General features: G+C 53.6%; 21 protein-coding genes. 15 read left to right on the top strand and 6 right to left on the bottom strand.

The genetic code is table 11. From position 1 onward, the window contains the following. Nucleotides 1-134: 134 nt before the first annotated feature. Nucleotides 135-473, bottom strand: coding sequence for a YecR family lipoprotein (gene yecR / locus ABR39_RS04640; RefSeq protein WP_047345964.1), 339 nt, complete (start codon nucleotides 471-473; stop codon nucleotides 135-137). A 234-nt stretch (nucleotides 474-707) separates the two neighbouring features. Between yecR and azuC the strand changes: the two genes are divergently transcribed. After that, nucleotides 708-791, top strand: coding sequence for a stress response protein AzuC (gene azuC, locus ABR39_RS25545; protein ID WP_014884364.1), 84 nt, complete (start codon nucleotides 708-710; stop codon nucleotides 789-791). 108 nt (nucleotides 792-899) lie between these two features. Beyond that, on the top strand, nucleotides 900-1,151 hold the full coding sequence (locus ABR39_RS04635; RefSeq protein WP_008500405.1) for a DUF2766 family protein: 252 nt from the start codon (nucleotides 900-902) through the stop codon (nucleotides 1,149-1,151). Between the two features lie 42 nt (nucleotides 1,152-1,193). On the opposite strand, the gene ABR39_RS04630 is transcribed toward ABR39_RS04635, so the two are convergent. Both ABR39_RS04630 and ABR39_RS04625 read right to left on the bottom strand, forming a co-directional pair. Beyond that, the gene (locus ABR39_RS04630) at nucleotides 1,194-2,537 is read right to left on the bottom strand and encodes an anaerobic C4-dicarboxylate transporter (RefSeq protein ID WP_047345963.1); all 1,344 of its coding nucleotides are present in this window, start codon (nucleotides 2,535-2,537) and stop codon (nucleotides 1,194-1,196) included. Between the two features lie 471 nt (nucleotides 2,538-3,008). Beyond that, nucleotides 3,009-3,512: a non-heme ferritin-like protein gene (locus ABR39_RS04625; protein WP_047345962.1), complete on the bottom strand. Its 504-nt coding sequence runs from the start codon at nucleotides 3,510-3,512 to the stop codon at nucleotides 3,009-3,011. Between the two features lie 788 nt (nucleotides 3,513-4,300). Between ABR39_RS04625 and araF the strand changes: the two genes are divergently transcribed. From araF to otsA, 5 genes are all read left to right on the top strand, one after another. Continuing rightward, nucleotides 4,301-5,290 (top strand): arabinose ABC transporter substrate-binding protein AraF, encoded by a 990-nt coding sequence (gene araF / locus ABR39_RS04620; RefSeq protein ID WP_008500409.1) that lies wholly within the window; start codon nucleotides 4,301-4,303, stop codon nucleotides 5,288-5,290. A 71-nt stretch (nucleotides 5,291-5,361) separates the two neighbouring features. Beyond that, nucleotides 5,362-6,876, top strand: coding sequence for an L-arabinose ABC transporter ATP-binding protein AraG (gene araG, locus ABR39_RS04615; protein WP_047345961.1), 1,515 nt, complete (start codon nucleotides 5,362-5,364; stop codon nucleotides 6,874-6,876). 14 nt (nucleotides 6,877-6,890) lie between these two features. Beyond that, complete coding sequence (gene araH, locus ABR39_RS04610) at nucleotides 6,891-7,877, top strand: L-arabinose ABC transporter permease AraH (RefSeq protein ID WP_023336141.1); 987 nt, start codon at nucleotides 6,891-6,893, stop codon at nucleotides 7,875-7,877. 177 nt (nucleotides 7,878-8,054) lie between these two features. Next, nucleotides 8,055-8,858: a trehalose-phosphatase gene (gene otsB / locus ABR39_RS04605; RefSeq protein WP_047345960.1), complete on the top strand. Its 804-nt coding sequence runs from the start codon at nucleotides 8,055-8,057 to the stop codon at nucleotides 8,856-8,858. Beyond that, nucleotides 8,833-10,257 (top strand): alpha,alpha-trehalose-phosphate synthase, encoded by a 1,425-nt coding sequence (gene otsA / locus ABR39_RS04600; protein ID WP_047345959.1) that lies wholly within the window; start codon nucleotides 8,833-8,835, stop codon nucleotides 10,255-10,257. The genes otsB and otsA overlap by 26 nt, the downstream gene beginning before the upstream one ends. A 15-nt stretch (nucleotides 10,258-10,272) precedes the next feature. Here otsA and uspC read toward each other — a convergent pair whose 3' ends face one another. Continuing rightward, on the bottom strand, nucleotides 10,273-10,701 hold the full coding sequence (gene uspC, locus ABR39_RS04595) for a universal stress protein UspC (RefSeq protein ID WP_047345958.1): 429 nt from the start codon (nucleotides 10,699-10,701) through the stop codon (nucleotides 10,273-10,275). A 794-nt stretch (nucleotides 10,702-11,495) separates the two neighbouring features. On the opposite strand from uspC, the gene flhD reads away from it, so the two are divergent. From flhD to cheW, 6 genes are all read left to right on the top strand, one after another. Beyond that, nucleotides 11,496-11,846, top strand: a complete 351-nt coding sequence (flhD, locus tag ABR39_RS04590; RefSeq protein ID WP_023336137.1) for a flagellar transcriptional regulator FlhD — start codon at nucleotides 11,496-11,498, stop codon at nucleotides 11,844-11,846. 2 nt (nucleotides 11,847-11,848) lie between these two features. Beyond that, nucleotides 11,849-12,427 (top strand): flagellar transcriptional regulator FlhC, encoded by a 579-nt coding sequence (flhC, locus tag ABR39_RS04585; protein WP_013096051.1) that lies wholly within the window; start codon nucleotides 11,849-11,851, stop codon nucleotides 12,425-12,427. A 123-nt stretch (nucleotides 12,428-12,550) separates the two neighbouring features. Further along, entirely contained in the window at nucleotides 12,551-13,438 is an 888-nt protein-coding gene (gene motA, locus ABR39_RS04580) for a flagellar motor stator protein MotA (RefSeq protein ID WP_008500417.1), read from the top strand. Continuing rightward, nucleotides 13,435-14,364, top strand: a complete 930-nt coding sequence (motB, locus tag ABR39_RS04575; protein ID WP_047345957.1) for a flagellar motor protein MotB — start codon at nucleotides 13,435-13,437, stop codon at nucleotides 14,362-14,364. The genes motA and motB overlap by 4 nt, the downstream gene beginning before the upstream one ends. Nucleotides 14,365-14,368: 4 nt before the next feature. Then, complete coding sequence (gene cheA, locus ABR39_RS04570; protein WP_047345956.1) at nucleotides 14,369-16,405, top strand: chemotaxis protein CheA; 2,037 nt, start codon at nucleotides 14,369-14,371, stop codon at nucleotides 16,403-16,405. 19 nt (nucleotides 16,406-16,424) lie between these two features. Continuing rightward, nucleotides 16,425-16,928: a chemotaxis protein CheW gene (cheW, locus tag ABR39_RS04565; RefSeq protein ID WP_008500420.1), complete on the top strand. Its 504-nt coding sequence runs from the start codon at nucleotides 16,425-16,427 to the stop codon at nucleotides 16,926-16,928. Between the two features lie 80 nt (nucleotides 16,929-17,008). On the opposite strand, the gene ABR39_RS25990 is transcribed toward cheW, so the two are convergent. Continuing rightward, on the bottom strand, nucleotides 17,009-17,146 hold the full coding sequence (locus ABR39_RS25990; protein WP_165587272.1) for a hypothetical protein: 138 nt from the start codon (nucleotides 17,144-17,146) through the stop codon (nucleotides 17,009-17,011). Between the two features lie 94 nt (nucleotides 17,147-17,240). Further along, entirely contained in the window at nucleotides 17,241-18,512 is a 1,272-nt protein-coding gene (locus ABR39_RS04560) for a dicarboxylate/amino acid:cation symporter (protein WP_047345955.1), read from the bottom strand. 430 nt (nucleotides 18,513-18,942) lie between these two features. Between ABR39_RS04560 and ABR39_RS04555 the strand changes: the two genes are divergently transcribed. After that, nucleotides 18,943-19,515 carry a spore coat protein U domain-containing protein gene (locus tag ABR39_RS04555; protein ID WP_047345954.1) on the top strand — a complete coding sequence of 191 codons (573 nt, stop codon included), beginning with the start codon at nucleotides 18,943-18,945 and terminating at the stop codon, nucleotides 19,513-19,515. Between the two features lie 12 nt (nucleotides 19,516-19,527). Then, nucleotides 19,528-20,076, top strand: a complete 549-nt coding sequence (locus tag ABR39_RS04550; protein WP_047345953.1) for a Csu type fimbrial protein — start codon at nucleotides 19,528-19,530, stop codon at nucleotides 20,074-20,076. Nucleotides 20,077-20,091 lie beyond the last annotated feature (15 nt).

The raw sequence follows: 20,091 nt of genomic DNA, 5'->3' as shown, positions 1-20,091 counted from the left end.
GCAAAACGTAAAATTTTTATTTCTTTATTTAAAATACGAATGGGAATAAAACGCATTGGCGATATTTATATTTATTAATGCGAATTGTTTTTGTTCGTAATAAATAAACTGCCAGCAAATGCTGGCAGCCTCGATCAATACCACGGATTATTTGACTTAGGGTTAACGGCGTACCCCATACACTTATACTGAATAGTCACGCTCTCGTTCAGACACAACGCGCCGCTGGTCAGGGTGCAGGTTTTGATGGGCTGACCATAGGCAGATGCTGTGGCATACCCCATACTCTGACACGCTTTTGCAGCCGTGCCGTTATTCACATACTCATCGGAATACGCATTTTGCAGCACTGCCTGGCCGTAGTCGAGGCGGACGATGCCGTTCGGCGCGTCGAGGCTGCTGACTTCAGCCTGGCGGTTAATACTGCACCCTGCGAGCAGCAGGAGCGTGCCGGCTACAATGACTCTTTTCATGGATCGCTCTGAGTGGATGGAAATACGTTATCGTACCCGCAGATGCCCGCTGCAATGCCTGGAATAGCCGGACATTCTGCCCTCACTCTTTGCAACGGGTCAGAGTTGACCGCTATCAGGCCATACCCTGAGAAAATTGTGATGGATGTCACAAAAATATTGATTTTTGTGATAATGGTCATATTATAGGCACGTTGATAATAAAGTTGTATAACAAGTTAATGGAGCCTCATCGTGAAACTGCGCAAAATCCTGAAAAGCATGTGGGCCAATTACTGCCGCACGTTCAAAGACGTGCCGCCGGGCGCCATGTTCTGATAAAAAAACCTGCTTCGGCAGGTTTTTTTGTCTTTGCAGACGACGAAGGGGAGATGAAAGGGGCTGCGTTTTGCTACTATGGCCGCCTTTAAATAAGGAGAACGCCCCATGTCACAAAACCTGAGCGCCGATCAGGAGCTGGTGTCTGACGTTGTTGCATGTCAGCTGGTTATCAAACAAATCCTTGATGTTCTGGACGTGATTGCGCCTGTTGAAGTGCGCGAGAAGATGTCTACGCAGCTGAAAAACATCGATTTCGCCAGCCATCCTGCAGCCGCTGATCCGGTTACGCTTCGTGCGATCCAGAAGGCCATCGCGCTGATTGAGCTGCGTTTCACGCCGCAGGGTGAGTCCCACTAATGCGGGCAGATGGGCGACGGTATGTGTCGCCCGTTGATGCCGCTAAAAGAATGTCTGGACCAGCAGGTAGCTCGCCGCGCACGCGCAGCTTACTCCAATCAGCCCAGGCAGAATGAAGCTGTGGTTGATGATAAATTTGCCGATGCGGGTGGTGCCTGAGCGGTCAAAGCCGATGCAGGCCAAATCGCTAGGATAGGTCGGCAGGACAAAATAGCCGTATGAGGCCGGGAAAAAGGCGATCAGCATTTTCGGATCGATACCCAACATAAGGCCCATAGGCGCAACGGCCGTCAGCGCAGCCGCCTGGCTGTTCACCAGTTTTGACACCAGAAACAGGACAATCGCATACGTCCACGGGTGGCTTTTCACCACGCCTTCCAGCGCCAGCTTTAGCTCGTCGAGATGCGCCTGGAAAAAGGTATCGCTCATCCACGCCACGCCGAACACCGAGAAGATCGCGACCATTCCAGCCTTGAATACCGCGCCGTTAGAAATCGCGGACGCATTGACCTTGCAGGCCATCAGCATCACGGCACCCGCAATCAGCATCATCATCTGGATGACAAGGTTCATCGACAGCGCCGTCATTTTGCCTTTCAGTTCAAAGGCGGGGCGCAGTTCAGGAAATGCTCCCAGCAGAACGACCATGGCAATACCGGCAAAGAAAATCCACGTGGACCAGTAGGCCTGTTTTGGGAAACGTTGATCCATTAACGTCTCCGTTCCGCCATAGATAAACTCGCGCTGCTTTGGATCTTTCAGCTTTTCCTGAAACTCTGTGTCGTCAGCCAGGTCTTTTCCGCGGCGCAAGCTCCACAGGGCCGCAATGGCCACGCCGAACAGTGAAGCGGGAACCGACACGGCGAGTATTTCAAGTATCCCCCACGCGTGCCCGATCCCATGCTGGGCCGCCAGGATGGAGACCAGCGACACGACGGCAACGGAAACGGGGGAGGCCGTAATCGCCATCTGCGATGCCACCGATGCCACGGCCATAGGGCGCTCCGGGCGGATCCCTTTTTTCAGGGCGATATCCGCAATGATGGGGAACATGGTGTACACCACGTGCCCGGTCCCGCAGAGGAAGGTGAGCATCCAGGTGGTAAACGGGGCGAGCAGGGTGATGTGCTGCGGGTGTTTGCGCAGCAGACGCTCGGCAAACTGCATCATGACGTTGAGGCCGCCCGCCGTTTGCAGGGTAGCGGCGCAACCAATCACCGCGAGGATGGTCAGCATAACGTCGACCGGCGGCTTGCCCGGCTGCAGACCAAAAACAAAACATAAAATAAATAGACCAATACCGCTTATTAACCCAAGCCCCATTCCGCCGAAACGTGTCCCGGTCAGCAGGCAGAGGAGAATGACAACAAACTCAATGGTGATCATGATGCTCCCTCGTCAATGATTATGTAATTAAATAAATCATTACACGTTGTGTGGTTAATCATTGGGAGCAAGATCTGATTTGTTAAATTTCAGCAAAAGCAGGAGGTTGGAGATTAGGGAGGGGAGCCTAGCCTCCGGTGGGCTGAGGGATCCCCATAAAATAATGCCTGCTCAGACGGCCCCCTCTCCCAATGGGAGAGGGCTGGGGTGAGGGGGAACATACGGCTCTGGTGCTCATTCCGTTCACTTTATGTTCCTTGCTACTCTGTAACGGCATGAGCCTGCATTCATGCAGGCCACGCCCTCTCGGCGCATCCCTGCGCCTCGCCCCGGCCTAACGGAAACGCTTCGGCGATTTACAGCCGGACCAGGACATCGCTGTAAGTTATTCACTTGCCTGATACAAAATTCATCGCTTCAGGTTAATAAGTTCCTGGGAAACCCTCATCCCGGTTGGAGCAGATTAAAAACTCAGTGGTGTTGCACCGCCACGATGTCGAGCAGATGACGGTCGGTTTGCTCAGGGCATAAACCTGCCTGCTGCGCATGATGAATCTCATCCGCCAGCGTTTTCAGCAGCATACCGTCCTGCTGCTGCTCTTTGTCCATATCACGTAAGAACGTGAGGGTGGTAATGTCCTGCTGCGCTCTGGCTTCATCGGCCAGCTTGCTGAGCGTGCTGCAGCGTTGTTCATACTCTTCAAGCGTTTTCTGGAACAGCTCTTCCAGGGAGGAGTAATTTTCATTAATTCCATCAAGGGCTTTCACGACAGGATTTGCCCCTGAGGCCTTAAGGAAGTTAAAAACGCGCATCATGTGAGTGACGTTACTTTGCGCCTGAGAGCGAAAGAATGTGGCAGAGCCCGTGAGACTTTTCTCGGAACACCAGGCACTTAAGTGAAGGTGCAGATTCGAGGCGTAGAACTCAAGGTTCATCTGCGCGTTAAGTTTTTGCATCATCGTTTGGGTAGCCATACTCATATCCTTATTGACTGTGGGACGTGATGTCCGTTGCTTAACCTGAGCACCAGGCAAATGCGAAGAAAAGGCAGAAATACAATTTCTGCAGTGACCTAAGTCGACCGAAATACACTTCCTGTGTTCGATATAAATAAGCATACCCTTGTCTATGGTCTAAGAAAACTCTTAATTAGGCTGTGTTTACCATACATTACAAAGTTTAATATAGTACAGAAATGCAATTAGCTCGCCATGAAATAAATATTTCTTAATCCTTTGATAAATAATGTTTTTCATTAAGCGTGCACATTGTTACTCTTTCGGGATTATTTAGATGGAATAATCCTCGGTGAAAAAGGGAAATACGGATTTATCAATTTGAATATATGATGTTTTAGTAAATTTGCGCTAAATCAATTTCTGCAAAATAACGGTTATTCAGATTCGTTATGCTTTCGTGATGAAACACATGCTCAATGCTTTTTAGGAATGGGTGCCATTTTGCCCGCCGCAGGGCATCAGGGATTTCTTAGCTAATCTTATGGATAATTCTGCTTAGCACTGTTTTATTTGTCAGACAAATCCTGCCTTTTTTATGTCATTTTTCGCTGAATTTATGTACGCAATTACTGTAATTCTGCGGTGTGATGGGGCTCTCTTATGGATGATTAATTTCCCGCTAAAACTATCACCAGCAATAACGCTTATGACGAGGTAAGCGCTAATGCCTTGTTTTAAGTCCGATTAAATAAGAAGCACGCAAATATTCCCTACAGAAAAGAATGCTAAAGCTGGAGTTTACCATGCACAAATTTACTAAAGCGCTGGCGGCCATCGGTCTGGCTGCCGTTATGTCACAATCCGCTATCGCTGAGAATTTAAAACTCGGTTTTTTGGTAAAACAGCCCGAAGAACCCTGGTTCCAGACTGAATGGAAATTCGCCGATAAGGCCGGGAAAGATTTAGGTTTTGAAGTGATTAAAATCGCCGTGCCTGACGGTGAGAAAACCCTGAACGCCATCGACAGCCTTGCGGCCAGCGGTGCGAAAGGTTTCGTTATCTGTACTCCGGATCCAAAGCTCGGTTCGGCAATCGCGGCGAAAGCCCGCGGTTACGACATGAAAGTCATTGCCGTTGACGATCAGTTTGTGAACGCCAAAGGCAAGCCAATGGACAGCGTTCCGCTGGTGATGATGGCGGCGACCAAAATCGGCGAACGCCAGGGCCAGGAACTCTATAAAGAGATGCAAAAGCGCGGCTGGGATGTCAAAGAAACTGCGGTTATGGCCATTACTGCGGACGAACTGGACACTGCACGCCGTCGTACTACCGGTTCAATGGACGCGCTGAAAGCGGCTGGCTTCCCGGAAAAACAGATCTACAAAGTCCCAACCAAGTCCAACGATATCCCGGGCGCTTTTGACGCCGCGAACTCCATGCTGGTTCAGCATCCGGAGGTGAAACACTGGCTGGTGGTTGGCATGAACGACAACACCGTGCTGGGCGGAGTACGCGCGACGGAAGGCCAGGGTTTCAAAGCGCCTGACGTCATCGGGATCGGCATCAACGGCGTTGACGCCGTCAGCGAGCTGTCCAAAGCGCAGGCCACCGGCTTCTACGGCTCTCTGCTGCCAAGCCCGGACGTTCACGGCTACAAATCCAGCGAGATGCTCTACAACTGGGTGACCAAAGGGGCTGAGCCGCCGAAATTTACCGAAGTGACCGACGTGGTGCTGATCACCCGCGACAACTTCAAAGAGGAGCTGGCGAAAAAAGGACTGGGCGGCAAGTAATACGCTGTGATTGTGCCCCTCACGCATCGTGAGGGGCCAGACGTACACACTACAGGAATCACGGAGACGTTATGCGACAGTCTGATCCGTATCTCTCTTTTCGCGGCATCGGGAAAACCTTTCCCGGCGTTAACGCGCTGACCGATATCAGCTTCGACTGCTATGCCGGCCAGGTTCACGCCCTGATGGGGGAAAACGGTGCGGGAAAATCCACGCTGTTAAAAATTCTCAGCGGCAACTACTCGCCCACGACCGGCACGCTCGCTATTCGCGGCGAAGAGATGGCCTTTGCCGATACCACGGCGGCGCTCAATGCCGGGGTGGCCATTATCTATCAGGAGCTGCACCTCATCCCTGAGATGACCGTGGCGGAAAACATCTATTTAGGGCAGCTTCCGCACAAAGGCGGCGTGGTGAATCGTTCGCTACTTAATTATGAAGCGGGACTGCAGCTTAAGCACCTGGGTCTGGATGTCGATCCCCAGACGCCGCTGAAATATCTCTCCATCGGCCAGTGGCAGATGGTTGAAATTGCCAAGGCGCTGGCGCGTAACGCCAGAGTGATTGCCTTCGATGAGCCCACCAGTTCGCTCTCCGCGCGTGAAATCGACAATCTTTTCCGCGTGATCCGCGAGCTGCGTCAGGAAGGCCGTACGATTTTGTATGTTTCACACCGTATGGAAGAGATATTTGCCCTGAGCGACGCCATCACCGTGTTTAAAGATGGCCGCTATGTGCGCACCTTTACCGACATGACGCAGGTTAACCACGACCAGCTTGTTCAGGCGATGGTCGGGCGCGAGCTCGGTGATATTTATCACTGGCAGCCGCGGGCGTACGGGCCAGAACGCCTGCGTCTGGACAGCGTCAAAGCGCCGGGCGTGCGTACGCCGGTGTCGTTATCCGTACGCAGCGGCGAAATCGTCGGACTGTTTGGCCTGGTGGGCGCGGGGCGCAGCGAATTGATGAAAGGTCTGTTCGGCGGTACCCGCATTACCGAGGGACAGGTCTCTATAGACGGCGAGCGGGTAGATATCCAGAAACCGGCCCACGCGATCAGGGCGGGGATGATGCTCTGCCCGGAAGACCGGAAAGCCGAGGGGATTATTCCGGTGCACTCGGTGCGCGACAACATCAACATTTCCGCCCGCCGCAAGTTTATTCACGCAGGCTGCCTGATAAACGATAGCTGGGAGTCGAGCAACGCCGACCACCATATTCGCTCGCTGAATATCAAAACGCCGGGTCCGGAACAGCTGATCATGAATCTTTCCGGCGGCAACCAGCAGAAGGCCATTTTGGGCCGCTGGCTGTCAGAGGATATGAAGGTCATTTTGCTGGACGAGCCGACGCGCGGTATCGATGTGGGGGCAAAACACGAGATTTATAACGTGATTTATGAACTGGCAAAGCGCGGCGTGGCGGTGCTCTTCGCCTCCAGCGATCTGCCGGAGGTGCTTGGCGTGGCCGACCGCATTGTGGTGATGCGTGAAGGTGAAATTGCCGGTGAATTACTTCATGAACAGGCGAATGAACAACAGGCGTTGAATCTCGCCATGCCTAAAGTCAGCCAGGCTGTCGCCTGAGTAAGGAGTTAATGATGTCCTCTGTTACTACATCCGGAGTGCCGAAGTCGAAGTCGGCGTTGAGTTTTGGGCGTATCTGGGATCAGTACGGCATGCTGGTGGTCTTTGCCGCGCTTTTCCTCGCCTGTGCGATCTTTGTCCCTAATTTTGCCACCTTCATTAATATGAAGGGGCTGGGGTTGGCCATTTCCATGTCCGGGATGGTGGCCTGCGGAATGCTGTTCTGCCTGGCCTCCGGCGATTTTGACCTGTCGGTGGCGTCGGTGATTGCCTGTGCGGGCGTCACGACGGCAGTGGTGATCAACATGACCGAGAGCCTGTGGATTGGCGTCCTGGCCGGTCTGTTACTCGGCGTCATCAGCGGTCTGGTGAACGGTTTTGTTATCGCCCGCCTGAAGATCAACGCCCTGATCACCACGCTTGCGACGATGCAAATCGTCCGCGGGCTGGCCTATATCATCTCCGACGGTAAAGCGGTGGGGATTGAAGACGAGCGCTTCTTTACCCTGGGTTACGCCAACTGGCTGGGCCTGCCTGCGCCTATCTGGCTGACCGTGGCCTGCCTGATCCTGTTCGGCTTCCTGCTGAACCGGACCACCTTTGGCCGTAACACGCTGGCGATTGGCGGTAATGAAGAGGCCGCTCGTCTGGCCGGCGTGCCGGTCGTGCGAACCAAGATTATTATCTTTGTGCTCTCAGGACTGGTTTCTGCCGCCGCGGGGATTATTCTGGCTTCGCGCATGACCAGCGGCCAGCCAATGACCTCCATCGGTTATGAGCTGATCGTCATTTCGGCCTGCGTTTTAGGGGGTGTTTCCCTCAAGGGCGGCATCGGAAAAATCTCATATGTGGTGGCCGGTATCCTGATTTTAGGCACGGTAGAGAACGCCATGAACCTGCTGAATATTTCGCCGTTCTCTCAGTACGTGGTTCGCGGCCTGATCCTGCTCGCAGCCGTGATTTTCGACCGTTACAAGCAAAAAGCGAAGCGTACCGTGTAACCTTAATCCCTCTCTTTTATTGCTCAACTAATAACCTTAGTTGACCCCTTAACCGCCCCGCCAGTAAAGCTGGCGAGGCGGTTGCCAAATGGCGAGCGACGTCACACTGTCTATACTTACATGGCTATGAAAGAGGTAAAGGCGTTTACCTCTCAGTAAACCGTAAGGAGGAATAGGGTGGCTGACTTGTTAACCGCACCGCCTGTACTGCCCGGACACTATGCTTTCTTTTTTGATCTCGACGGCACGCTCGCCGGGATAAAACCGCACCCCGATCAGGTGTCTATTCCGGATGCGGTGTTACAGGATTTGCATCAGCTCTCGCTTATGAATGAGGGAGCACTGGCATTGATATCAGGGCGCTCAATGGCCGAGCTAGACATGCTCGCCAGTCCTTACCACTTTCCGCTGGCCGGTGTACACGGAGCGGAGCGCCGCGACATCCATGATCACACGCATATCGTTTCACTCCCCGCCGCACTCACGCAAACGCTGCAGAAGCAGCTCTCTGCTGCGCTGGCCGAACTGCCCGGCACCGAGCTGGAAGCCAAAGGCATGGCCTTTGCGCTGCACTATCGTCAGGCACCGCAGCATGAAGAGGCCGTGCTTGCACTGGCTCAGGCGATTGCGGATGCGCACCCACAGCTGGCCTTACAGCCCGGCAAATGCGTGGTGGAGTTAAAACCGAAAGGGATTAATAAAGGCGCGGCCATTGCCGCGTTTATGGCGACACCGCCTTTCAAAGGGCGGACGCCCGTTTTCATTGGGGATGACCTGACCGACGAGGCCGGGTTTCGCGTGGTGAATCAGGCCGGAGGGATCGCCGTCAAGGTGGGGCCTGGTGACACCGTAGCCGAATGGCGGCTGGCGGATGTCGCCAGCGTCTGGCAATGGATATCTGACATCGCTAACCAGCAACAACAACAAATAGCGCAAAGCAAAGGGGGAAACCATTATGGGTCGCTTAGTCGTCGTCTCTAACCGAATCGCACCGCCGGATGATAAAAAAGCCAGCGCGGGTGGCCTGGCGGTAGGGGTGTTAGGTGCCTTAAAAGCCGCTGGCGGGCTGTGGTTTGGCTGGAGTGGGGAAATCAGTGAGGAAGAGAAACCGCTCAAAAAAGTGACGCGCGGAAATATCACGTGGGCTTCATTTGCATTGAAAGAGAAAGACTATGACGAGTACTACTCGCAGTTCTCCAATGCCGTCCTGTGGCCCGCATTCCACTATCGTCTTGACCTGGTCAAATTCCAGCGGGAATCGTTCGAAGGCTATTCGCGCGTGAATGCGCTGCTGGCGGATAAACTGCTGCCTTTAATCGAAGAAGACGATATTTTATGGATCCACGATTACCACCTGCTGCCGTTTGCCAGAGAGCTGCGGAAAAGGGGCGTAAATAACCGGATTGGATTCTTCCTGCACATCCCGTTCCCGACGCCGGAAATCTTTACCGCACTGCCGCCGCACGAAGAGCTGCTGGAGGCGCTGTGTGATTACGATTTGCTGGGCTTCCAGACCGAGAATGACCGCCTCGCGTTTCTCGATTCCGTGTCAGGTAAAGCGCGTCTGGTCACCAAAGGTGGGAAAACCCATACGGCGTGGGGGAAAACCTTCCACACTGAAGTGTATCCGATAGGGATTGAGCCAGATGAAATCGCCGAGCAGGCCTCGGGCCCGCTTCCGCCTAAGCTGGCGCAGCTTAAGAATGAACTCAAGCACGTGAAAAATATCTTCTCGGTAGAGCGTCTTGATTATTCCAAAGGGCTGCCGGAACGCTTCCTGGCGTATGAGACGCTGCTGGATAAATACCCGCAGCATCACGGCAAGATTCGCTATACCCAGATAGCGCCAACGTCGCGCGGTGAGGTTCAGGCCTACCAGGATATTCGCCATCAGCTGGAGACCGAAGCAGGGCGCATTAATGGCCGCTACGGCCAGCTGGGCTGGACGCCGCTCTTTTACCTGAACCAGCACTTTGACCGTAAGATCCTGATGAAGGTCTTCCGCTATGCGGACGTTGGCCTGGTCACGCCGCTGCGTGACGGGATGAACCTGGTCGCGAAAGAGTATGTGGCGGCGCAGGATCCGGCCGATCCGGGCGTCCTGGTGCTTTCCCAGTTTGCCGGCGCCGCGAATGAACTCACGTCGGCGCTTATCGTTAACCCTTACGATCGGGATGACGTGGCTAACGCGCTGAATCGCGCCCTGACGATGCCGCTCACGGAGCGTATTTCCCGTCATGCTGAAATGATGGAAACGATCCGTGAGAACGATATTAATCACTGGCAGGCGCGCTTTATTGAGGATCTCCGGGATATTGCCCCGCAAAGTCATGAAGGCGATCTGCAAAAAAAGATCGCGACCTTTCCTAAACTAGCCTGATATTACCCTGGGGGGTTAACGCCCCCCAAGCGGCACTAACAGCACGTCAACCTGGCTTGACGCGACAATAGATTTTGCCGCACAGGCCGCGCGCGATAAAAAGCTGTGGTTATGATTCCCGCATATCACTAAATCAATATGGTGTTTACGACACATATCGAGAATATGGGCGTTAAGTTCCCCCGTCGCAATAACGGTTTCAGAAATCGGATATTGTGCCTTTTCAGCTAACTCTCGCAGAAATTGCTGTGTTTCCTCCTGAAGAACCTCACGAATATCCTCCAGCATCGGGGCAGCCAGCTGATTATACATCTCTGGCTCGGCCGCGAGAGTGATGAGGCTGATGCGGGCATTGTGGGGGCTGGCAATAGAAACGGCCCGGGCGACGAGTTGATGGCTTTCGGGGGAAACTGCAACAGAAACAAGAATATGGGAGTAACTCATGGCGCACTCCTTAGGTATCTGACAGACAGCGTTTGATCACCATTACCGCGATTTGCCCGGTTCTGCAAGAGCGGATTACGACATTAGTGTGAAGCTTATCATAATTATTCATTAATTATTCTTATAAGAAGAATAACTGAAAAATGCGCCTAAATGAAAAAAATTAACAACTTAACGTAAATCACACAAATTCCCGCTTTCACTGTTAAATGGTTTTGACATGTAACAAAGTCATTTCGAATGATTACGAACTGAAACATCTTTTTTGTGCTACCTGCATAACTATATGTTTTTTCACGGTAAGAAAAATGTTTCCAGGAGAGGTGCCTGATGTGAATGTTTCCGCGCGCCGCTTAAGGCGGCAAAAGCACGTTACGTGCCAGTTCGGATCGCCTTTTCGCATGAGTATTCGTCAATTAAGAATACAAAACAGTGCTGATTGGTTAAATAATGAACAAATTACAAGTCATACTGATGGATTTATGGATGATATTCACTTAAATTGTGTGACGTGGATCACATTTTTTTTAAATTTGAGGATGGCTGGATTGTATGTGGGAAAACTGACGAGTAGAGTTTGCGTCGAATTAGGAAAAATCTTAGTTATTTGTAAGAAATGATAAATCATGTAAGAGACGCACTCGCGTTTCATCTTTACGTGTTTCAGTGAATACAAACCTAAATTCAACTATGCATTTAGCCTTTTCTTTTTTATACCGGGTGATTTCCCGGCGACATCACGGGGTGCGGTCTTTCCGCATAAAAATAATAGTTGGTTATTCGGGATGGGAACAATGCATACATCCGAGTTGCTAAAACATATCTATGACATCAATTTGTCGTATTTACTGCTCGCGCAGCGTTTAATTAGTCAGGACAAGGCGTCCGCGATGTTTCGTCTGGGTATTAACGAAGAAATGGCAACCATGCTGGGCGGTTTAACCCTCCCGCAGATGGTTAAACTGGCTGAAACGAATCAACTGGTTTGCCAGTTCCGTTTCGACGATTCGCAGACAATAACGCGTCTGACGCAGGACTCCCGTGTTGACGATCTTCAACAGATCCATACCGGAATTCTTCTCTCCACCCGCTTGCTTAACGAAATCAGCCAGCCTGATGACGCAGCCCGTAAGAAAAGGGCCTAGCAATGAGCGAGAAAAGCATTGTTCAGGAAGCGCGTGACATACAGCTGGCCATGGAGCTGATTACGCTGGGTGCTCGTTTACAAATGCTCGAAAGCGAGACTCAGCTGAGCCGTGGCCGTCTCATCAAACTGTACAAAGAGTTACGTGGTAGTCCCCCGCCGAAAGGCATGCTGCCGTTTTCTACCGACTGGTTTATGACGTGGGAGCAGAATATTCACGCTTCCATGTTCTGTAATGCCTGGCAGTATCTTCTCAAAACCGGTTTGTGTAGCGGCGTTGACGCCGTGATCAAAGCGTACAAACTTTACCTTGAACAATGCCCACAGCAGGAAGAAGGCCCTCTGCTGGCGCTGACCCGCGCATGGACGCTGGTGCGTTTTGTTGAGAGCGGAATGCTTGAACTGTCGCGCTGCAACTGCTGCGATGGCAATTTCATTACCCATGCTCACCAGCCTGCAGGCAGCTTCGCCTGTAGTTTATGTCAGCCTCCATCCCGCGCAGTAAAAAGACGTAAACTTTCCCGGGATGCTGCCGATATTATTCCACAACTGCTGGATGAACAGATCGAACAAGCTGTTTAACCCGAACGTGTGGGCAAGATTCCAGCAGCGGTAAGCAATTACCGCTGCTTTTTTTTACCCCGCAAACGGTAAACGCTGCGAGCTGGACGTCCTTGCCATAGTCACTAGCGGAAGGATGATGTCGTGCTTATCTTATTAGGTTACCTGGTAGTTCTCGGTACAGTTTTCGGCGGTTACATGATGACCGGCGGGCACCTTGGAGCACTCTATCAACCGGCTGAACTTATTATCATCGGCGGTGCAGGGGTAGGGGCTTTTATCGTTGGCAACAACGGTAAATCGATCAAGGGGACGCTGAAAGCTATTCCATTGCTGTTCCGTCGTTCGAAATACACCAAAAGCATGTATATGGATCTGCTGGCACTGCTCTATCGCCTGATGGCGAAGTCGCGTCAGCAGGGGATGTTCTCTCTTGAACGGGATATTGAAAACCCTAAAGAGAGCGAAATTTTTGCCAGCTATCCGCGCATTCTTGCCGATGCCATGATGCTGGACTTCATCGTCGATTATCTGCGACTGATCATCAGCGGCAACATGAATACCTTCGAAATCGAAGCGCTGATGGACGAAGAGATCGAAACCCACGAGAGCGAATCTGAAGTGCCGGCCAACAGCCTGGCGCTGGTGGGCGATTCCCTTCCGGCATTCGGTATCGTTGCCGCGGTCATGGGGGTGGTTCACGCTCTGGCTTCGGCAGACCGTCCGGCAGCCGAACTGGGTGCGCTGATTGCCCATGCGATGGTGGGCACCTTCCTCGGTATTTTGCTGGCGTACGGCTTTATCTCTCCGCTGGCAAGCGTGCTGCGCCAGAAGAGCGCGGAAACCACCAAAATGATGCAGTGCGTGAAGATCACGCTGCTCTCTAACCTCAACGGTTACGCGCCACCGATCGCGGTTGAGTTTGGCCGTAAAACGCTTTACTCCAGCGAGCGTCCGTCGTTTATCGAGCTTGAAGAACACGTGCGCGCGGTGAAAAACCCAAACCAACAGACGACAACTGAGGACGCATGAAAAACCAGTCCCATCCGATCGTCATCGTAAAAAAACGCAAGCACAAGGGTGGTGGGCATGGCGCACACGGCTCGTGGAAAATTGCGTACGCCGACTTTATGACCGCAATGATGGCGTTCTTTCTGGTGATGTGGCTGATCTCCATCTCCAGCCCAAAAGAGCTGATCCAGATTGCCGAGTATTTCCGAACGCCGCTGGCGACGGCGGTGTCCGGTGGGCCGCGTATCTCTAACAGCGACAGCCCGATCCCCGGAGGGGGCGATGATTACACCCAGCAGAAGGGTGAGGTGAAGAAAGAGCCGAACATCGACGAGCTGAAAAGAAAGATGGAACAGGCGCGTCTGAAGAAACTGCGCGGCGATCTCGATCAGCTCATTGAAGCCGATCCAAAGCTGCGCGCATTGCGCCCGCATCTGAAAATCGATCTGGTGCAGGAAGGGTTACGTATTCAGATTATTGATAGCCAGAACCGCCCGATGTTTAAAACCGGGAGTGCGGAAGTTGAGCCGTACATGCGCGACATTCTGCGCGCCATTGCCCCGGTGCTGAACGGCATTCCTAACCGGGTCAGCCTGTCAGGACACACGGATGATTTCCCGTACGCCAGTGGGGAGAAGGGATACAGCAACTGGGAGCTTTCTGCCGATCGTGCCAACGCCTCGCGTCGCGAGCTGGTGGTAGGTGGGCTTGATGATGGCAAGGTACTGCGCGTGGTCGGCATGGCAGCAACCATGCGCGTCTCCGACCGCGGGCCGGATGACGCCATCAACCGTCGTATCAGTCTTTTAGTGCTGAACCAGCAGGCGGAGCAGGCCATCCTGCATGAAAACGCCGAAAGTCAGAATGAGTCACTGGACGATTTAAAACAGCCTGGGGCCGTTCCTTCGGCTGCCGTTCCAACATCGCCACCAGCCAATCCGAGGTGATAGCGTGAGCATGGATATTAGCGATTTTTACCAGACATTCTTTGATGAAGCCGACGAATTGTTGGCCGATATGGAGCAACACTTACTCGATCTGGTGCCCGAAGCGCCGGACTCCGAGCAGCTCAATGCCATCTTCCGTGCGGCGCATTCCATTAAGGGCGGAGCCGGAACGTTTGGATTTACCATCCTGCAGGAAACAACCCATTTAATGGAAAACCTGCTTGATGAAGCACGACGCGGTGAGATGCAGCTCAATACCGACATTATCAACCTGTTTTTGGAAACCAAAGATATTATGCAGGAACAGCTCGACGCCTATAAAAGTTCGGCAGAGCCTGACGCCGCCAGCTTTGAATACATCTGCAACGCGCTGCGCCAGCTCGCGCTGGAAGCAAAAGGTGAGGTTGCCGCCGCCGTGGTTCCGGCCGCAAAACTGAGCGTTGTCGATGCGGTTGCCGGGCAGGAATCAGCCCCTACTGAAGCGCAGGCGGGCAAATTGCGCGTTGTGCTGTCACGCCTGAAAGAGAATGAAGTTAACCTGCTGGAAGACGAGCTGGGTAACCTGGCGACGTTAAGCAACGTGGTCAAAGGCAAAGACAGTCTTGCCGCGACGCTTGATGGCGGTATTGGCCAGGACGATATCGTGGCGGTGCTGTGCTTTGTGATTGAAGCCGACCAGATTGCCTTTGAAACCGAAACCGTCGCGGTTGAAGCCCCGGCGGCTGAGGAAGCGGTGGCTGTCGTCGCTCAGGCTGCGGCACCGGCCGTTGCCCCTGCGGCTCCGGCGTTAAAAGCGGTGCCAAAAGAGGCTGCCGCGCCGGGCCGTGGTGAAAAACCTGCCGCGCGCGCCAGCGAGTCAACCAGTATCCGCGTTGCGGTTGAGAAGGTCGATCAGCTGATTAACCTGGTGGGTGAACTGGTCATCACGCAGTCGATGCTGGCCCAGCGTTCTAACGAACTGGACCCGGTCACCCATGGCGACCTGATTACCAGCATGGGGCAGCTGCAGCGTAACGCCCGCGATCTGCAGGAATCGGTTATGTCCATCCGTATGATGCCGATGGAATATGTCTTCAGCCGCTTCCCGCGCCTGGTTCGCGATCTCGCCAGCAAGCTGAATAAACAGATTGAACTGACCCTGATGGGCAGCTCAACGGAACTGGATAAGAGCCTGATCGAGCGCATTATCGATCCGCTCACGCACCTGGTGCGTAACAGCCTCGATCACGGTATCGAACTGCCGGAAAACCGCGTTGCCGCTGGGAAATCCCCGGTCGGGAATCTGATTCTCTCTGCGGAACACCAGGGCGGAAACATCTGCATCGAAGTGACCGACGACGGCGCGGGCCTTAACCGCGAGCGCATCCTGGCAAAAGCGATTTCGCAGGGGATGGCGGTCAATGAAAACATGACCGACAAAGAAGTGGGCATGCTGATCTTCGCGCCGGGCTTCTCAACCGCAGAGCAGGTGACCGACGTGTCCGGCCGCGGCGTGGGCATGGACGTGGTGAAACGTAACATCCAGGAGATGGGCGGCCACGTTGAGATCAAGTCTAAACAGGGTTCCGGCACCACCATTCGCATCCTGCTGCCGCTGACGCTGGCGATTCTGGACGGCATGTCGGTGAAAGTGGCGGACGAAGTCTTTATCCTGCCGCTGAACGCGGTGATGGAATCCCTGCAGCCGCGTGAGGAAGATCTGCATCCGCTGGCAGGCGGCGAGCGCGTTCTCGAAGTGCGCGGCGAGTACCTGCCGCTGGTGGAACTGTGGAAAGTGTTCGAGGTGGATGGGGCGAAGACGGAGGCCACGCAGGGTATCGTTGTGATCCTGCAAAGTGCAGGCCGCCGCTACGCGCTGCTGGTCGATCAGCTGATTGGTCAGCACCAGGTTGTTGTGAAGAACCTCGAAAGCAACTATCGCAAAGTGCCGGGTATTTCTGCCGCCACCATTCTGGGTGATGGTAGCGTGGCGCTGATCGTCGACGTGTCGGCGCTTCAGGGATTAAATCGTGAACAACGTGTGGCGTACACAGCCGCCTGATTAAGTAGAAGGTAAAAACATGACCGGTATGAGTAACGTAACGAAACTGGCGGGCGAGCCATCAGGGCAGGAATTCCTGGTATTCACTTTGGGCGATGAGGAATACGGCATCGATATCCTGAAAGTGCAGGAAATCCGTGGTTATGACCAGGTTACCCGCATCGCCAACACGCCTGCTTTTATTAAAGGCGTCACCAACCTGCGCGGCGTTATTGTGCCTATCGTCGATCTGCGCGTGAAGTTCAGCCAGGGCGACGTTGACTACAACGACAACACCGTGGTGATCGTCCTGAACCTGGGTCAACGCGTGGTGGGTATTGTGGTGGATGGCGTCTCTGACGTGCTTTCCCTGACGTCCGATCAAATCCGTCCTGCACCGGAGTTTGCGGTCACGCTGTCGACCGAATACTTGACCGGTCTGGGCGCGCTCGGCGAGCGTATGCTGATTCTGGTGAACATCGAGAAGCTGCTGAACAGCGACGAGATGGCGCTGCTGGATATCGCGGCGAGCCACGTAGCGTAAGTAAATGCAAAACGGCAACCCAGGTTGCCGTTTTTTGTGTTTGCTCCCTCTCCCCGTGGGAGAGGGCTGGGGTGAGGGCATCAGGCCTCACCCTTTTTTACATCATAACGCTTAACCAGCACGTTAATCACAGAGCGGCCCATATCTATGAAGTGGTCGATCCCCATCAGAAGCAGAATACTGACCACCGGAATGTTAAAGCTCGGGATCGTTGCCATAAAACAAAGCCGGGTGGCGCTGACGCTTACCCGGCCTACGTGTTCGGGCCATTTGTAGGCCGGGTAAGGCGAAGCCGCCACCCGGCTTTTTTACTTACGCTTCCTGCTTCACCAGCTCAGCTTCAGCTTCAGCTTCCGCTTCCCGCGCGCCTTCATTCTGCGACAGCATCGCGGTTGCAATCCCGTTACCTAGCACGTTAATTGCAGAGCGGCCCATATCCAGGAAGTGGTCGATCCCCATCAGCAGCAGAATGCCGGCCACCGGAATGTTAAAGCTCGGGATCGTCGCGGCCAGCACCACCAGCGAGGAGCGCGGCACGCCCGCAATCCCTTTTGAAGCCAGCATCAGGGTCAGCATCAGAACCGTCACCTCAGAGAAGCTCAGGTGAATATTGTACGCCTGGGCGATAAACATCGAGGCGAAAGAGCAGTACACCATCGACCCCACCAGGTTGAAGGAGTAGCCAATCGGCAGAACGAAAGAGGCGATGTTGCGCGAACAGCCAAAGCGCTCCAGCTGCTCCAGCGTTTTTGGATAGGCCGCTTCTGAACTGCTGGTGGTAAACGCCACCAGCACCGGGTCTTTCAGCATGCTGACCAGGCGAAACACCTCTTTTTTCAACACCATGTAACCCACGGCCAGCAGCACCATGCAGGTGAGAACAATGGCAACGTAGTAGCCGCCAATAAAGGAGGCATAGTTCAGCAGAATGCCGAGACCCTGAGTGGCAATCACGGACGAAATCGCCGCGAAAATGGCCAGCGGCGCAACGTACATTACGTAACCCGTTACCTTCAGCATGATATGGGAAACCACATCCAGCGCGGCCACCAGCGGCGCGTTGAATTTCTGCCCCAGCGACGCGCCGCCGATGCCAAAGAACATCGAGAACACCACAATCTGCAGGATCTCATTGTTCGACATCGCCCCTGCGATGCTGGTTGGAATGGTGTGGGACAGGAACGCTTTCAGCGTCATGCCCCCAACGGCCAGGCCGGTATCGACCGCCTCGGTTGGGATCGTCAGGTTCAGACCGCTGCCCGGGTGCTCCAGGGTGACGATAAACAGGCCCACCAGAATCGAGAGCACGGATGAGCTGATAAACCACACCATCGCTTTGCCCCCCACGCGGCCAATGGTGGAGGTTTCGCCCAGCTTCATGATGCCGACGGTGAGCGTGCTGAAGACCAGTGGTGCAATGACCATTTTGATCAGACGAAGGAAAATATCGGTCAGAAGGGTAATATTATCCGACCAGGCTTTGATGGCATCCGCAGATGCATACTCATGAATTGCTGCCCCTGAAAGAATACCCGCCAGCATGAATATCACGATGAAGAGTGTGAGTTTGTTTGCACTTGCCACGAAAAAAGACCCTCTATGCGCTTCGGTTGCCACTCGCATCGATACATATAAATTTTTTATTACGATGCGGGAAATTATTCGGCACATAAATTGACGCAAAGTGTAGGGGGTTACAACTCCTTTTTAATTTTTATTAATTTTGTTGTTTATGCGTCGACGATATATTGTGATCGCGATCACACTTCAATGGATATATTCTCTTCGGATACAATAAAATTCCTGACTGAATAAATTTAACCATCTGTTATTTATAGAAAATTTGAGTCAATAAGACATATGCCTTATACGTTATGGGGCAGGTGGTCGAAGCGATATCCGTAAACTAAATTCTCAATAACCCCCTCAGAGGAACGTTAAGCGGGGCTAACATCTTGAACGGCCGAAATAAAATGTGGCAAGGGAACGGCGACGTCTTCTGGAGGGTGGCAAAATGAAAAGAATACTTCTTGTGATCTGCACAGGCACTTTACTGACGGCGACAACAGCCCCGCAGGCGCTGGCCGTCACCAGCAGCGGCACTATCGGCGCGACGCTGACGCTGACCAACGGTTGTCTGATAAACGGATCGCCCACGCAAAACGGCATTAACTTCGGGACGCTTAATTTCGGCACCCATCCCGCCACGTTTTCCACACTGACCACGCAGTTAACCGGTGCCAGCGGCGGAAACACCTTCACCATTCAATGTACGACCGCCAGCTATACGGTGGCGATCACTGGCAACACCAACTCCACGGCACCTGGTACCGTTGTCGGCACGCCGGGAACGCCTGCACGTTATCTGATCAACACCGCCAACGCGGCACAGGGCGTGGCATACAGCCTTTACAGCGACAGCGGGTTTAACAACGTTGTTGCCAACAACGCCGCGTTGCCTGTCGCGTCTACGGCGGGAGGCGTCGATAGTTACACGCTCTACGGACGTATTACCGGCGGCGGTAACAGCGTAGCGGTCGTACCGGGAACCTACACCGACACGATAAACGTCAGCGTAACCTATTAGTCCGGCAGCGCCATGAAGGCATTTATAACGAGTCTGCGCAAAAGCGCAGAGGGACACGTGCAGCCTTTTTTCGCGCTGGTGGTCGGATTGCTGATGACGCCCTTGGCCGGCGCGGTGACGTCACAGTCCTTCAAGGTGAGCGCGACCATTGTACCGGGATGCGCGGTGGCCACCGGCAGCGGGGGGATGCTCGGTACGCTGGATTTTGGCAGCCATAACGGCGTCGAAACCGCACCGGTAAGCACCAGCTTTGTGCCAAACGGGGCCTTATCCATCGCCTGTACGCCAGGCGTGGCGCTTAGCATGAGCATTAACGGCGGTCAAAATTATGCATCCGTTCGCCGCATGAAACGCACGGACGGTGCCGACCTGGTGGGTTACCGGCTCTACAGCAGCAGCTCGCTGGCCGCGAACAGCGAAATTGGCGTCAACCAGGCAATACCGGTGACCTATACCAACAGCAATAACATCGCGCTGCCGCTTTTTGGCGTGGCGCTACTGACCGGGTTTAGCCCGGCAGGAACGTATTCCGATCAGCTCACCGTGACCTTGTCATGGTAATAAAGGGAGAGTGCC

This window comes from Enterobacter genomosp. O (assembly GCF_001022965.1).
Classification (GTDB): Bacteria; Pseudomonadota; Gammaproteobacteria; order Enterobacterales; family Enterobacteriaceae; genus Enterobacter; species Enterobacter cloacae_L.
Note: the sequence above shows the minus strand (reverse complement) of the source record. Positions and strands in the feature narration are given on the sequence as shown.

What these genes read in the sequence shown, in the direction of transcription:
- ABR39_RS04635 (WP_008500405.1), top strand. Translation starts at nt 900, where the DNA reads ATGTCACAAAACCTGAGCGCCGATCAGGAGCTGGTGTCTGACGTTGTT.
- araF (WP_008500409.1), top strand. Translation starts at nt 4,301, where the DNA reads ATGCACAAATTTACTAAAGCGCTGGCGGCCATCGGTCTGGCTGCCGTT.
- flhD (WP_023336137.1), top strand. Translation starts at nt 11,496, where the DNA reads ATGCATACATCCGAGTTGCTAAAACATATCTATGACATCAATTTGTCG.
- otsA (WP_047345959.1), top strand. Translation starts at nt 8,833, where the DNA reads ATGGGTCGCTTAGTCGTCGTCTCTAACCGAATCGCACCGCCGGATGAT.
- araH (WP_023336141.1), top strand. Translation starts at nt 6,891, where the DNA reads ATGTCCTCTGTTACTACATCCGGAGTGCCGAAGTCGAAGTCGGCGTTG.
- flhC (WP_013096051.1), top strand. Translation starts at nt 11,849, where the DNA reads ATGAGCGAGAAAAGCATTGTTCAGGAAGCGCGTGACATACAGCTGGCC.
- ABR39_RS04625 (WP_047345962.1), bottom strand. Translation starts at nt 3,512, where the DNA reads ATGGCTACCCAAACGATGATGCAAAAACTTAACGCGCAGATGAACCTT.
- uspC (WP_047345958.1), bottom strand. Translation starts at nt 10,701, where the DNA reads ATGAGTTACTCCCATATTCTTGTTTCTGTTGCAGTTTCCCCCGAAAGC.
- yecR (WP_047345964.1), bottom strand. Translation starts at nt 473, where the DNA reads ATGAAAAGAGTCATTGTAGCCGGCACGCTCCTGCTGCTCGCAGGGTGC.
- ABR39_RS25990 (WP_165587272.1), bottom strand. Translation starts at nt 17,146, where the DNA reads ATGGCAACGATCCCGAGCTTTAACATTCCGGTGGTCAGTATTCTGCTT.
- motB (WP_047345957.1), top strand. Translation starts at nt 13,435, where the DNA reads ATGAAAAACCAGTCCCATCCGATCGTCATCGTAAAAAAACGCAAGCAC.
- ABR39_RS04550 (WP_047345953.1), top strand. Translation starts at nt 19,528, where the DNA reads ATGAAGGCATTTATAACGAGTCTGCGCAAAAGCGCAGAGGGACACGTG.
- ABR39_RS04555 (WP_047345954.1), top strand. Translation starts at nt 18,943, where the DNA reads ATGAAAAGAATACTTCTTGTGATCTGCACAGGCACTTTACTGACGGCG.
- ABR39_RS04630 (WP_047345963.1), bottom strand. Translation starts at nt 2,537, where the DNA reads ATGATCACCATTGAGTTTGTTGTCATTCTCCTCTGCCTGCTGACCGGG.
- cheW (WP_008500420.1), top strand. Translation starts at nt 16,425, where the DNA reads ATGACCGGTATGAGTAACGTAACGAAACTGGCGGGCGAGCCATCAGGG.
- araG (WP_047345961.1), top strand. Translation starts at nt 5,362, where the DNA reads ATGCGACAGTCTGATCCGTATCTCTCTTTTCGCGGCATCGGGAAAACC.